The sequence below is a fragment of the Aureimonas sp. AU22 genome, assembly GCF_001463745.1.
Classification (GTDB): Bacteria; Pseudomonadota; Alphaproteobacteria; order Rhizobiales; family Rhizobiaceae; genus Aureimonas.
Genome location: NZ_BBWJ01000021.1, coordinates 1 through 12,629, shown reverse-complemented (window position 1 = coordinate 12,629; position 12,629 = coordinate 1). Strand labels below are relative to the sequence as shown.

General features: G+C 71.6%; 14 protein-coding genes. 6 read left to right on the top strand and 8 right to left on the bottom strand.

Annotation, left to right across the window (positions count from 1 at the left end; genetic code table 11):
• Window positions 1–87 precede the first annotated feature (87 nt).
• Window positions 88–567 (top strand): GreA/GreB family elongation factor, encoded by a 480-nt coding sequence (locus AUL34_RS08015; RefSeq protein ID WP_061933011.1) that lies wholly within the window; start codon window positions 88–90, stop codon window positions 565–567.
• 135 nt (window positions 568–702) lie between these two features.
• Entirely contained in the window at window positions 703–1,737 is a 1,035-nt protein-coding gene (locus AUL34_RS08010; protein WP_061933009.1) for an LLM class flavin-dependent oxidoreductase, read from the top strand.
• Between the two features lie 101 nt (window positions 1,738–1,838).
• Here AUL34_RS08010 and AUL34_RS08005 read toward each other — a convergent pair whose 3' ends face one another.
• From AUL34_RS08005 to AUL34_RS07995, 3 genes are all read right to left on the bottom strand, one after another.
• Window positions 1,839–2,069: a hypothetical protein gene (locus AUL34_RS08005; protein ID WP_061933007.1), complete on the bottom strand. Its 231-nt coding sequence runs from the start codon at window positions 2,067–2,069 to the stop codon at window positions 1,839–1,841.
• Window positions 2,070–2,205: 136 nt separating this feature from the next.
• Entirely contained in the window at window positions 2,206–3,561 is a 1,356-nt protein-coding gene (locus tag AUL34_RS08000) for an HlyD family type I secretion periplasmic adaptor subunit (RefSeq protein WP_061933006.1), read from the bottom strand.
• Complete coding sequence (locus AUL34_RS07995) at window positions 3,558–5,297, bottom strand: type I secretion system permease/ATPase (protein ID WP_061933003.1); 1,740 nt, start codon at window positions 5,295–5,297, stop codon at window positions 3,558–3,560. The genes AUL34_RS08000 and AUL34_RS07995 overlap by 4 nt, the downstream gene beginning before the upstream one ends.
• A 263-nt stretch (window positions 5,298–5,560) precedes the next feature.
• Here AUL34_RS07995 and AUL34_RS07990 point away from each other — a divergent pair, with 263 nt between their 5' ends.
• The 4 genes from AUL34_RS07990 to AUL34_RS22190 all read left to right on the top strand — a co-directional run bounded on the left by AUL34_RS07990 (window position 5,561) and on the right by AUL34_RS22190 (window position 7,562).
• Window positions 5,561–6,766 (top strand): hypothetical protein, encoded by a 1,206-nt coding sequence (locus AUL34_RS07990; protein WP_061933000.1) that lies wholly within the window; start codon window positions 5,561–5,563, stop codon window positions 6,764–6,766.
• Window positions 6,767–6,864: 98 nt separating this feature from the next.
• Window positions 6,865–7,083: a BrnT family toxin gene (locus AUL34_RS07985; RefSeq protein WP_244492486.1), complete on the top strand. Its 219-nt coding sequence runs from the start codon at window positions 6,865–6,867 to the stop codon at window positions 7,081–7,083.
• Window positions 7,052–7,330 (top strand): DNA-binding transcriptional regulator, encoded by a 279-nt coding sequence (locus AUL34_RS07980; RefSeq protein ID WP_061933123.1) that lies wholly within the window; start codon window positions 7,052–7,054, stop codon window positions 7,328–7,330. Before AUL34_RS07985 ends, AUL34_RS07980 begins: the two co-directional genes overlap by 32 nt.
• A gap of 19 nt (window positions 7,331–7,349) precedes the next feature.
• Window positions 7,350–7,562, top strand: coding sequence for a hypothetical protein (locus AUL34_RS22190; protein WP_156420835.1), 213 nt, complete (start codon window positions 7,350–7,352; stop codon window positions 7,560–7,562).
• Here AUL34_RS22190 and AUL34_RS07975 read toward each other — a convergent pair.
• From AUL34_RS07975 to AUL34_RS22550, 5 genes are all read right to left on the bottom strand, one after another.
• Entirely contained in the window at window positions 7,528–8,658 is a 1,131-nt protein-coding gene (locus AUL34_RS07975; protein WP_061932996.1) for a polysaccharide pyruvyl transferase family protein, read from the bottom strand. The genes AUL34_RS22190 and AUL34_RS07975 overlap by 35 nt on opposite strands.
• A gap of 86 nt (window positions 8,659–8,744) precedes the next feature.
• Window positions 8,745–10,016: a glycosyltransferase gene (locus tag AUL34_RS07970; RefSeq protein WP_082653234.1), complete on the bottom strand. Its 1,272-nt coding sequence runs from the start codon at window positions 10,014–10,016 to the stop codon at window positions 8,745–8,747.
• Entirely contained in the window at window positions 10,013–10,915 is a 903-nt protein-coding gene (locus AUL34_RS07965; protein WP_082653233.1) for a SapC family protein, read from the bottom strand. Before AUL34_RS07965 ends, AUL34_RS07970 begins: the two co-directional genes overlap by 4 nt.
• The gene (locus AUL34_RS22555) at window positions 10,912–11,634 is read right to left on the bottom strand and encodes a SapC family protein (protein WP_061932992.1); all 723 of its coding nucleotides are present in this window, start codon (window positions 11,632–11,634) and stop codon (window positions 10,912–10,914) included. Before AUL34_RS22555 ends, AUL34_RS07965 begins: the two co-directional genes overlap by 4 nt.
• Window positions 11,631–12,470 carry a hypothetical protein gene (locus AUL34_RS22550; protein ID WP_061932990.1) on the bottom strand — a complete coding sequence of 280 codons (840 nt, stop codon included), beginning with the start codon at window positions 12,468–12,470 and terminating at the stop codon, window positions 11,631–11,633. Before AUL34_RS22550 ends, AUL34_RS22555 begins: the two co-directional genes overlap by 4 nt.
• Window positions 12,471–12,629: the final 159 nt, after the last annotated feature.

Sequence of the window (12,629 nt, the reverse complement as noted above, 5' to 3'; positions counted from 1 at the left end):
ACGACAGGTCGTCCGTGCGTCCCCATATAGGGGAAAGCGGGAGCGGGCGCGGTGCCCGGTCCCCGTGACGCCAGGAAGGAGCGGCCCATGAGCGTGGCGTTCGTCAAGGAGCCGAACGAGGACCAGGTCGAGGCGCTGCCCGAGCGCGACCTCGGCACCGATCCGAACTTCGTGACCCCGCACGGCCTCGAGCTTCTCGACGCGGAGATCGAAGCCGGCACGGCCGCCGCCGAGCGGGCCCGCGCGGCCGGCGACAAGATCGCGCTCGCCATGGCCCATCGCGACCTGCGCTACTGGCGCGCCCGTCGCTCCACCGCCCAGGTCGTGGAGCCGGACCGGGACAGCGACCTCGTCCAGTTCGGCCATGCCGTCACCATCCGGCGGGCGCGCGGACCGGTCCAGACCTATCGCATCGTCGGCATCGACGAGGCGGATCCGGCCCGCGGCCTCGTGTCCTACCTGTCGCCGCTGGCGCGCCAGCTCGTCGGCAAGGAAGAGGGCGAAAGCGTTGGGATCGGCGGCGACACGGCTGAGATCCTGTCGATCGGCACCGCCGACGGGGATTGAGCCCCGACCCCTTGGACCCCCGGTGAACGGTGCGTCCCCGCTTCCCGCGTCACCCCGGTTCTGTTCGCGGCGGGCCGCGCCGTCTAGATACGGGGGCAACGACGCCGCCGGCGTCCCCGTCGGGGAAGACCCACCATGAGCCCATCCCTTGAACTCGGTCTCGACACGTTCGGCGACGTCACGCGCGGGGCCGACGGCGCGCCGAAGAGCCACGCGGCCGTGATCCGCGACGTGGTGGCGGAAGGGGTGCTGGCCGACGAGGTCGGCCTCGACTTCTTCGGGGTCGGCGAGCACCACCGCGCCGATTTCGCTGTCTCGGCGCCCGAAACGGTGCTGGCGGCGCTCGCCGCGCGCACGCGCCGCATCCGCCTCGGCTCGGCCGTCACGGTTCTGTCCTCGGACGATCCGATCCGCGTCTTCCAGCGCTTCTCCACCCTCGACGCCCTGTCGGAAGGGCGCGCGGAGGTGATCCTCGGGCGCGGCTCCTTCACCGAATCCTTTCCCCTCTTCGGTCATCCCCTCGACGACTACGAGCGCCTGTTCGGCGAGAAGCTCGACCTCTTCGCCGCGCTCCTGAAGGGCGGGCCGATCTCCTGGCAGGGCTCGGTGCGCCCGCCCTTGGACGTTCCGGGCGTGTTCCCGGCGGTCGAGGGCGCCGGCTTCACCACCTGGATCGGCGTCGGGGGCAGCCCGGAATCGGTGGTTCGCGCCGCACGCTACGGCCTGCCGATGATGCTGGCGATCATCGGCGGCGCGCCCAGCCGCTTCCGGCCCTATGTCGATCTCTTTCATCGCGCGCTCGCCGAGATGGGCCGCGAGCCGCTGCCGCTCGGCGTCCATTCGCCGGGCTACGTGGCCGACACGGACGAGGCGGCGCGCGCCGAGTTCTTCGACGACTACCGCGCCATGCATGCGCGCATCGGCGCCGAGCGCGGCTGGCCGCCGCTGGAGCGCTCGGCCTTCGAGCGCGAGGTCGAGCAAGGCTCGCTCTATGTCGGCTCGCCCGAGACCGTGGCACGCAAGATCGCCGCGACGGCCTCCGCCCTCGGACTGTCGCGTTTCGACCTGAAATACAGCGCCGGCCCCTTGCCGCACGAGAGGCTGATGCGCTGCATCGAGCTCTATGGCCGCGTCGTCGCCCCGCGCGTGCGCGAAATCCTCGCGGGCTGACGGGAGGGCCTGTTCCCCGGCACCCCGAGCCCGTCCCGCGAACCGCGGTTCACCGGACGGGCTCGGCAGGCGTGTTCGGCTCGGCTCCCCCGGGAAATGCGTCAGTCCATGCCCTGCCGGCGGGCGCCGTCCAGCATCCGGCGCGCGATCGCGCGCACGGCCTCGTCGTCCTTGGTTCCGTCGCGGGCGGGATCGCCGAGATGGTCGAGGCTGCCTTCCACGAAGTCCAGAAGGCCGGGGTGGCGGTCCTCGACATATTCGATGAGCTTGAACAGGATGTGTTCCACCGCGATTTCGCGGCGGCGGGCGTTTGTGGCGGTCTCGTCGGTCACGGGCGTCTCCTTGGCTGTCGTCCCCCAACGCCGCGACGGGCCGATTGGTTGAGGCAAGGGGCGGATGCCGGGCGGGGACGTGCCGACCCCGGCCCTTCGCCGTGTTCCCGTTCGCGCGCGCGGGCCGCGTCGTCCGCTACCGCTCGCGCAGCGATTCCTCGACGTTCTTCAGCACCGGCTCCACCAGATACTGGAGCACCGAGCGCCCCGCCGTCGGGATCACCACGGACGCGTCCATGCCCGCGACCAGCCGGTCGCGCACATCGGCCGGCAGCGTCACCTGATCGATCTCCACCTCGCCGGCATAGGCCGGGGGAAGGCCGGGATCGGTGCCGGCCACGGTGTCGCGCGACAAGGAGACCAGCCGGCCGGCGACCTTCTCGCGCCGGAACTTCATCAGCGACCCCGGGTGGACCTCGACGGCCATGCCCTGGTGGACGCGGTCGATCTCGGCCGCCGGAATGCGCACGCGCACGCGCATCTCCTCGCCCTCCGGCACCACCTCCAGGATCGTCTCGCCGGGGCGCACCACGCCGCCGACGGTGAAGAGGCGCGAGGCCTGGACGGTGCCCGCGACGGGCGAGCGGATGGCGGACCGGGCGAGCAGGTCGAGCGCCACCTGCCGTTCCTGCCGGAGCGAGGCGATCTGGCGGCCGATCTCGATCAGTTTCGCCGAGGCCTCCTGGCGGTAGTCCTTGCGAAGGGCCTCGCGCTTCAGCTCGATCTCGGCCAGCTTGTCGAGACCCTTCTGCTCGTCGTTGCGGCTCTTGCGGATCGTGCCCTCGAACTGCGCCTTCTGCCGCTCCAGTGTGGTGAGGCGGCTGAGGGCGACGAGGCCCTTGTCGAAGAGCGGCTTCACGCCCTTCAATTCGCGCGCGATGCTCGCGAGCTGGTCGGAGGCGGCCTGCGCGTCGAGCTTGGTCTGGGCGATCTCGTTGCGCGCCTGCCGCCCCTGCGTGTCGAGGAGCTCCAGCGAGCCGGCCAGCACCTGCCGACGCTCCTCGAACTCGCGGTAGTTGTCCTGCAGTTCGCTGCCGCCGAGGCCGCGCATCAGCGATGCCGCCTCTTCGGGCAGGACCATGTAGTCGGCCATGTCGCGCTGGGCGGCAAGGCGTGCCTCGGTGGCGAGCGCGCCGGCGAGCCCCTGCGCCGCGGCCGCCGCCGCCGCCTGGGCCCGCGTCGTGTCGAGACGCAGGAGCACCTGTCCGGCCTCCACCCGGTCGCCGTCGCGCGCCAGGATCTCCTCCACGATGCCGCCCTCCAGGTGCTGGATCGTCTGCCGGTGCGACTGCACCGCGAAGGTGCCGAGGGTGACCACCGCCGAGTTGACATGGGCGAAGGCCGCCCATCCGCCGCAGACGCCGACCGACAGGGCGAGGACGATCCAGCCCGACCGCAGCGACCCCCGCCAGTTGGTGTTGGGCGCCGGCGCCTCGACGAGGGGAGCGGCGGTGCCAACGGGACGGGCGGCCACCGGCCGCAGGGCGCTCACCCGCCGGTTCCCGTGCGCTGGAGATCGAGGACGGCGGCCGGCGCGGCGGGCGCGTCGCGGAAGCGCGGCAGGCGGTTGAAGATGCGCTCGCGCGCGCCGATCGCCTGCACCACCCCCTCGTTGAGGACGAGAAGGTCGTCGCAGAAGCCGAGGAGGCTGATGCGGTGCGAGACCACGATCACCGCGGCGCCGTCGTCGCGCAGGCGCTGCATGGTGCGCCCGAGCACCTGCTCGGCGCCCGCGTCGAGGTTCGAGTTCGGCTCGTCCAGCACCACGAGGCGTGGGCTCCCGTAGACCGCGCGCGCGAGCGCCACGCGCTGGCGCTGGCCGCCTGACAGGACATGCCCGCCGGGTCCACCGAGGCGCGTCGCGTAGCCGTCAAGCAGGCCGCGCATGATGTCGTGGATGCCGGCGAGTTCCACCGCGTGGAGGATCTTGTCGCTCGTGGCGGCGGGATCGAAGCGGGCGATGTTCTCCGCGATCGTGCCGGGCAGGAACTCGACGTCCTGCGGCACGTAGCCGACATGGCGGCCGAGTTCGTCCGGATCCCAGTGCGCGAGGTCCTGCTCGCCGAAGACGATCGTGCCGCGCGCCGGCTTCCAGATGCCGGTGACGAGGCGCGACAGGCAGGACTTGCCCGCCCCGCTCGGGCCGACGACGCCCAGGATCCGGCCGGGCTGCAGCGAGAAGGACACGTCGTTGATCACGGGCTTGGCCATGCCCGGCGGCCCGCCGACGAGGCGCGAGACCTTCAGCTCGCCCGACGGTGCGGGCAGTGCGAGCGGATGGGGCGCGGCCTCGATGCCGCGCAGGAGCGCGTCGAGGCGCCGCGCGGCCGAGGCGAAGGACTGGATCTGGCTCCAGTTGTTGATGATGTGCTGGAGCGGCCCCTGCGCGCGCATCATCACCATCAGCACCACGAAGAGCACCGAAAGCTGGATGCGGTCGGAGAGGAACAGGAAGCCGCCGAGGCCGTAGACCACGATCATCTGGCCGTTCTGCAGCATGCGCGGCACGAGGCCGATCTGGGCGGCGCGCGCGCCGGCAAGGCCGCGCCAGCCGAGGCCGTCGCGGTGCAGCGCATACCAGCGCTCGGCGAGCGCCGGCAGCATGCCCATGACGCGCAGCGCCTCGGCGTTGCGCGACACGGCGAGGCCGAACTCGTTTGCCTCGAGATCGAGCCTTTGCGCGGTCGCCAGATGCCCGGCGACCCAGTAGTGGGTGGCGACCGATACGGCCGCCGAGAAGGCCAGGAGCCCCAGCATCAGGAAGCCGAAGGCGGCGTTGATGAAGAACATCGCCACCACGAAGAGCGGCGACCAGAAGGCGTCGATCATCGCCGAGAGCGAGGGGCCGCACAGGAAGCGGCGCACGGTCTGGAGATCGGCCAGCGCCTGGGCGGCGGGAGCGCCGGATCGCGCCTGCCCCCGGTTCACCGCGTCGAAGCAGACGCGCGTCAGGCGCTCGTCGATCACCAGCCCCATGCGCTCCAGCACCTGGCCGCGGATCTGTTCCATCACCGTGTAGGTGGCCGCCACCACTGCCGCGATGACGAGGAGCGTGATCAGCGTCGAGGCGTTGCGGCTGGTGCCGACGCGCTCCACGATGCTCATGGGCACGACCGACATGGCCATGAACAGGAAGGGGAGGAAGAAGCCGAAGGCGAAGAGGTTGACGTAGCCGAAGGACAGCGTGCGCACGATGCCAAGGAGCGGCGAGGACAGGACGGGCTTCACGCAGCCCCCCCTCCGGCCACGGGACACGGCGCGGCGCTGCATGTCGGCAGCGCGCCTTCGCCCGTTTCCCGGCGCTTCCCGGTGGTCCGGGGATCGCGCATGGCTCGTTCCTTTCCGGCTTGACGCCGCGCGACGAAGGTCCGGGCGGACGGGATCGAAGCCGCCGCGTGACCGTTCTCCCGGGGCGGGCGGTGGAGCCGCCGCGCCGGACATTCGACGAAAAATGGCACGAGGGGAGTAAAGCTCTGTTTAAAAAGGCGACCTTGCCGTCCTCCGCCTCGCGAACGGCGCCCGGCGGCCCGTCCCGCGTCCTGCGCGGCACGCTGGCGGCGGGTCTCACCGTCGGGGCCGGCGCGGCGACGGCCGGCGAGCCGGCGCTGACGCTGACAGTCGACCCCGGACGCGAACGCCTCCTCTTTCGCCACGAGCGCGACGCCTGCGAGACGTGGGACATCCCCGACACCCCGAGCCGGGCCTATCGTGACGCCGCCGGAACGATCCACCTGTTCCAGAGCCACCACCGTGCGCGGAGCCTGGAGGGACCGGACTTCGCCTCGCTCGCCCATTCCTGCACCGTCGTCTTCGAAGGCCGGCAGCGGGACGATCCGGCCTCCTTCGACAACGCGAGCTGGATCGCCAGCACCTTCACCACCGACGGGCGGACCGTCCACGCCGTCGTGCACGACGAGTATCGCGGGCACCGGCTCGGCGCCTGCGCGCCTCGGGATGCCGCCGCCTGCTGGTACAACGCCTTGACCGCCGCGGTCTCGACGGACGGGGGAGCGAGCTTCCGTCCGGCCGAGCCGCGCCTCGTCGCCGCCCTGCCGCGCCGGGCGGAGGAGACGCGCGGGGCCCAGGCGGGCGTCTTCGAGCCGACCAACATCGTGGCGGTTACGGGCGGCTTCGCGATGATGGCCAACGTCGTGGCGCCCGCGCCGCAGCGCTCGGGCAACTGCCTTCTGCGCACCGACGACCTCACGGATGCCTCGCGCTGGCGGGCCTGGGCGAGCGGTGCATTCGCCACGCGGCTTCCCGACCCCTACGCCGGGGACCTCGATCCGGCCGCCCATGTCTGCGATCCGATCGATCCCGCGGCCCTCCCCTGGCCGGTGACGAGCCTGACGCGCCACGAGGCATCCGGCCAATGGATCGCGACGATGAAGGGACGGCGCGCGGACGGCGACGGGGTGGAGCGGACCGGGATCTTCTACGCCACCAGTCCGGACCTCCTTCATTGGCAGGGCCCGGCGCTGCTTCTGGAGGCGCCCCTGATGGGCAGCGGCACCCCTTGCGCGCCCGAGCGCCCCATCGGCTATCCCGCGCTCGTCGACCCGGAGAGTTCCGATCGCAACTTCACCACCCTCGGTGACCGCCCCGCGCTCACCTTCGTGCGCGCGCAACTCGATGGCTGCGAGGTGGGGCCGGACCGGGACATCGTGATGGTGCAGGTGCGGATCGGGAGGCGGTAGGTTCGCAGCTTGCAGACAGTACGGAATACCCGTACTATGGCTCTGTGTCGGACCGGTTCGATCCCAGAAAGGATGCCATCAACCGCGAGCGGCACGGGTTGCCGCTCCTGTTCGGCGAGACCGTCATGGGTGATGACGAACATCTGATCCTTCCCTCGATCCGCCCGGAGGACGGCGAGGAGCGGTTCAAGGTGATCGGACAAGTGGCGGGCAAGCTCTACACCGCCGTCTTCACGTGGCGGCATGACGAGCCCAGGTTCATTTCGGTCCGAAGGAGCAATGCCGGTGAAGAACGAGCCTATCTCTCTGACCGCTGATGCCGGCGACCCCGAGGATTTCGACGTGTCGGCGGAGGCCTTGGATCGCGGCTTGAAAGCGCGCACGATTCGCACCGTGCGGACCCGTCTCGGACTGTCGCAGCAGGAATTCGCCCAGCGCTTCCGCGTGCCGGTCGGAACCTTGCGCGACTGGGAACAGGCCCGAACCACGCCGCCGGACTTCGCGCTTGCCTATGTGCGCGTCATCGCACGCCATCCCGACATGGTGCTGCAGGCGATCGCGTAAGGAGGGGGAGGAGTGAACGATGCCCAGTACGTTCGACCCCGTACATGCTGCAGCCCATGGCTACACGCTGGAGGACTGGCACGACGTCAGCGACAACCCGGAATGGACGGACGAAGACTTCGCGCGCGCCAGGCCTTTGCGCGAAGCGATGCCGAGTCTCTACGAGGCGATCCGCCAAGAACTCGAGCAGCGGCGGCTCACATCCGCGTCGTCACCCCGTTCTTCTCGATGAACGCCTTCATCCGGTCGTAGCGCTCCGGGAAACGCTCGGAGAAGCGGGAAAAGCGCGACGGGGCGAGCGCGTCGGCGAGCGTCTGACGCTCGAACTCGGCGGGCGAATAGATCGGCAGGTCGAAGGTCTCGGCGAGCTCGCGCGAGCGCGTGTCGTAGGAGAAGAGGACGCCGGGCACGCCCATGGCGACCGCCGGCAGCACCGCGTGGACGCGGTAGCCCAGCGCCGCGTCGAACTGCGGCGCGTAGACGTCGTAGTCGCCCGGCGCGCCGACATAGTAGAGGCGCTCCTCGTAGAGCGCCTTCAGGCGGGCACCCGTGGTCTCGTCGAACCAGCCTTCCGCCACGAGCTTCGCCAGCGCCTTGTCCTTGTGCATCGGCGCGCGGAAGAAGAAGGCCTTCTCCTCCGGCTCGCCGTGGCAGGAAAGGTAGAGGTCGGCGACGAGATCGAGCTTGGCGATGATGCGCTTCTGCGTCGCCTGGAAATCGGCGGGGTCGACCGCATAGGTCGAGCCGACCTCGCGGCGGAGCGAGAAGGTCACGCGCTTCGGCCCCCCCTCCCGGTGGCGCAGCGTCATCTCGCGGTCGCGCGCGCGGAACATCGAGGGGCAGCCGACGATCTCGAGATTGTGGATGCCGTTGCGGTGCAGCGTCTCGGCCGAGAAGGCGCCCCGCACGCCGATCGTGGCGCGATCGGCGATCATCTGCCAGAGGCGTCGGCCCTCCGGCGGCAGCACGATCGGGCGCTCGGTCTCGGCCTGCGCGCCGACCCCGATGCACAGGACCGGCAGGTCCAGCGCCTCCAGCCATTGGGGGAAATGGCCCCAGTCCATCGCCTCGTGGATGTAGTTCGAGCCGCGCAGGAGGACGAAGTCGCAGGACTCCTTGATCCGGCGAACGCCCTCGTCCGTCACCGGCTCGTCGATGTTGAGGGGCGTGCCCTCACCGTAGTCGACGAGGCGCAGCGTCGAATCGTAAACGCAGATGTCGCCCGTGTTGTAGTAGTCCTCCAGCGTGTTGCGGAAGGGGACGTCGAACCACACGGCCTCGTGGTTGTTCAGCCGCCGGCCGGAATACTTCACCAGGGCTGCGCGCATGCGGTTCAACCTTCGTTCGGGATCGGGTGGGGGTTCAAGGACCGCCCATCATGGTCGGAAATGATGAACATTGCGTGGGAGCGCCGTCAGGCCGCGCCGAAGAGGCCCGGTTCGAAGGCCGGCGGGGCGCTGCGGCGGGGCAGCGTGGTCGGGGCGTGGAGGAGGCGCATCGCCTCCGGCACGCAGACGCCGGCCATGTCGTAGCGCTCCACCACGGTGCGGCGCGCCAGCGCGCCCATCTCCCGGTAGCGCTCGGGGTCGGCCAGAACCCGCGTCACCGCTCCGGCCAGCGCGGCCGGATCGTGGAAGGGCACGAGGAGCCCGTTCCGCCCATCGATCACCTCGCGCACCGGCGGCGTATCGGAGGCGACCATCGCGCAGCCCGTCGCCATCGCCTCCAGGCACGACCAGGACAGGACGAACGGGTAGGTGAGATAGACGTGGGCGCGCGAGACCTTCAGGACGTCGAGATAGCGAGCGAACGGGAGATGGCCGAGGAAGTGGACCCGGCCGAGGTCGATCTCGCCGGCCACCTCGTCGAGGAAGACGCGGTGCCAGCTCTCGCCTGTGGGCGGACGCTGGCCGTAGGAGACGTCGAAGCCGCCGACCACGAGGACGCGCGCGTTGGGTCGCTCGCGCAGGATCGCCGGCAGGGCGCGGCAAAATACGTGGTAGCCGCGCAAGGGTTCGAGATTGCGCGCGACGAACGTCACCGTCTCCTCGCCCGCCCGCAGCACCGTGCCGTCGTCGAGGCGCAGCGTCGCCGCGGGATCGGGCGCGACGAGGCGCGTGTCGACGCCCTCGTGGACGGTGCGGATCTTCGGGCGGAACTCCGCGGGAAAGGTCGAGCGCTGCCAGAGCGTCGGCGACAGGGCAAGGTCGCAGTCGGCGAGCGCCAGGAGGCTGGCCGCATTGCGCGCGTGAAGGCCGACCAGCCCGTCGAGGCCGAGTTCGGGAAACTCGGGGTCGAAGTTCACGTCGGATTCGCGCGGCCGGTAGAAATATTCGCAGTAGACCGCGAGGCGCGCGTCGGGAAACGCGGCGCGCAGCGGCATCGCCTCGCCCCAGCCGGAATGGGCAACGACGATGTCGGGGGTGAAGCCGGAAGCGCGCAGCATGGTCGCGACGTAGAGCGTCTGTTCGGCTCGCCGTGCCTCGCCGTCGAAGCGCCGCGCGAAGGGGTGCGTGGCGGCGAGCGAGCCGGGCGGCAGCGCGTAGCGGTGCAGCGTCACGCCCGGCAGCGGGCGCGAGCCCTCGGCGCCGATGGCGCGCACCTCGTTCTTCGGATCGGCGCCGAGATGGAGCGCCAGGTGCCGGAACTGGGCGGGGAAGTTGTTGTGGACGAAGAGATACTTCATGCGGCTGCGGCGGCGCGCCCCTCCCCTTTCGCGTCCAGCTCGGACGGCGGGGGCGGCGGCGCGGCGAAGTCCGACCAGTCGCCGATGGCGAGGATGTCGAAGAGGTCGCTGCCGTCGAGCGCGAAGTTCATTGCCTCGAGGCTGGCCAGCACGATGTCGGCCGGCTCGGCGAGCGGCGCCCTCGCGGCGGCTTCAAAGCTGCCGGGCAGGGGCCTTGCGGGGGCCAGGGGCAGGCGCTCGGGCCGGAAGTGGCGGCGCGAGAAGACCAGCGCGCCGGCGAGATCCAGCGGCAGGAAGGAGCGTGCGGCAAGGGCAGCCGCCGCGCCCTCGTCGAGGCCCGCGAGCCGCTGCGGGTCGAGCGTCAGGTCGGCAGCCGGCCGGCCCGCCGGATCGCGCAGCGGCACCAGCACATTGGCGATGCGCAGAAGCTCCAGCGCCGCCGACAGCTTCACCGCGCCCGCGCGCATCGCGACGAGCGCCTTATGGATCGCCGCCATCTCCGGCGACAGCACGCCGCTCGCCTGTTCCGAGGAGACCGGCATGCCCCAGGGCCCGACGAGCCCGGCGTCGGTGACGACGTCGATCTCGTCGATCGGACGGCCGGTGCGCCGGCCCGACAGGACGAACGGGTGCGTGCGCAGGGCCAGCGGCTTGTAGCCGGCGGTCCAGACGCCCTGCCCGTCCACCGCGGGACGGCGCAGGAAGGCGGGATGGACGAGGGCGCCGAGGCGCGGCATGCCGCCGAGCATGCGCACGGCGAGCGGCAGGTGGTGGGCGGTCAGGTGGAACTCGGTGTCGTTGACCGGGATCCAGGCGAGCGAAGCTGCGAAGCCGAAATGCTCGGGCGGGCGGAAGCGCGCCTCGGCCATGGCGGCAAGCGGGGCGAGGGTCATCGTCATCGCGGCGCAATCGAGGCGGCCGAGGCACGCGCGGCCGTCAGAAGCGCCGCGGCCCGGAAGAGGGACAGGCGATGCAGCGACAGGAGGCGCGCCGCCGCGATGCCGTGGCGGGCGATCACCGGTTCGAGGCGCGGCGTATCGAAGGCGCCGGCCGTCACCACCGCGAGGCCCTCGATGTCGCAGACGCGCCCGCCCCCGAGGTCGAAGCGCAACGGCCAGGGTTCGAGAAGGCCGAGTTCGCCGAGCATGCGCCCGATGGCCGCCGTGCGCGGGAAGTCGCGCTCGAACAGGGACAGGGCGCGCAGGCGCAGCTCCGCCCCCTTGGTGAGGCGCCCGTCCGCCGTGGTGATCGGCGCCCCGGCATCCGTCGGCAGGTCGGCCCCCGCGACGTCCAGGAGGCGCGGGTTGTCGCTCTCGCGCGGCGGGCCGGCCGGAAACACGAAGGGATAGGCCTGGAGAAGCAGCGGCAGGAGCGCGAGCGCGTCGGCGGTGCCGGGCGCAAATCCCGAACCGTCCTCGTGGAAGGAGCGCAGCGCGCACAGGCGCGGCCCCTCCTCGCCGCGCTGCCAGACCACGGGAAAGGCCGGAGCCAGCCGCTCGGCCTCGGCGGCCACGATCGGCACCAGCCCCGCCTGGCGCGGCAGCGGGTAGGAGAAGGGCGAATAGATGCGCGAGACCATGCGCTCGCCCGTCATCGGTTCGGCGCGCTCCGAGATCACCGGCGCTCCTCCGGCCGGCAGGGCACGAAGGCGGTGAAGGGCAGGCCCATGTCGCCCGCGCGCAGGCTTGCGGTTGCGTCGAGATCGACGAGCAGGAGCGTGCGGCCGCCGAAGGCGTATTCGAGGCCTCCTCCCGCCTCCGTCTCGGCGCCGCCGAGGTGGGAGCCCTCGACGATCTCGAGCCGGCGGTCGGCCGCGGCCCAGACGCCGATGGCCGGCGGGGCATGGGGAAAGGCCGCGCGCAACGACCGGCGGATGTCCGGCAGGTCGTGCCCGCGCACCCCATCGCGGATCTCGCAGTCGATCGCCGTCTGGAGATAGAGCTCGAGAAGGTCGGCCGCCTGGAGGGCCACCTCGTCGCACACGGCGCCGGGGTCGCGCCCGCGACGCTCGACGCCGAGGTTGAGCGGATGGGCCCCGAAGCGGGCGAGACCGCGCAGGGCGTCGTGCTGCGCCTGCGCCAGCCAGCCGCGCCCCAGCATCCAGGACAGGGCGGCGGGGTCGCGTCCCTGGCGGCGCCGGTCCTCCGTCAGCGCCTCGCGCGGGGCGAGCGCGCAGGAGCCCTGCTTCAGAAGCAGCGTGCCGCCGTCGAGACGCACGTCGAGGACGCGCGGGTTCTGCCCCGGGCCGAGGACCACGGGAAAGCCGAAGCCGACGAAGCCGTCGCCAAGGCCCGCATCGGCGAGGTCTTGGCGGAACACGTCCACGCGGCCCCCGCCCACGCATTGGTCGTCGTGAAAGGCGAGCACCGTCGCGCCGCGCAAGGTGAGGGCGTCCGAATGGATCCAGCCCTCGACGCGTGCGCGCGTCGCCAGATCGATATGGCCGCGGATCACTCGGCCGCCTCCAGGCGGGGCGCGGTGCGCAGGCCGAAGGCCTCGCAGTAGCGCCGCGCCATCTCGGCCGCCGAGATCACGGCGGGAAGGCCGGCACGCAAGGTCGCGGCGTTGCCGGGGTCGGCGGCCACGCGCATGGCGCGCAGGAGGTCGGCCGCG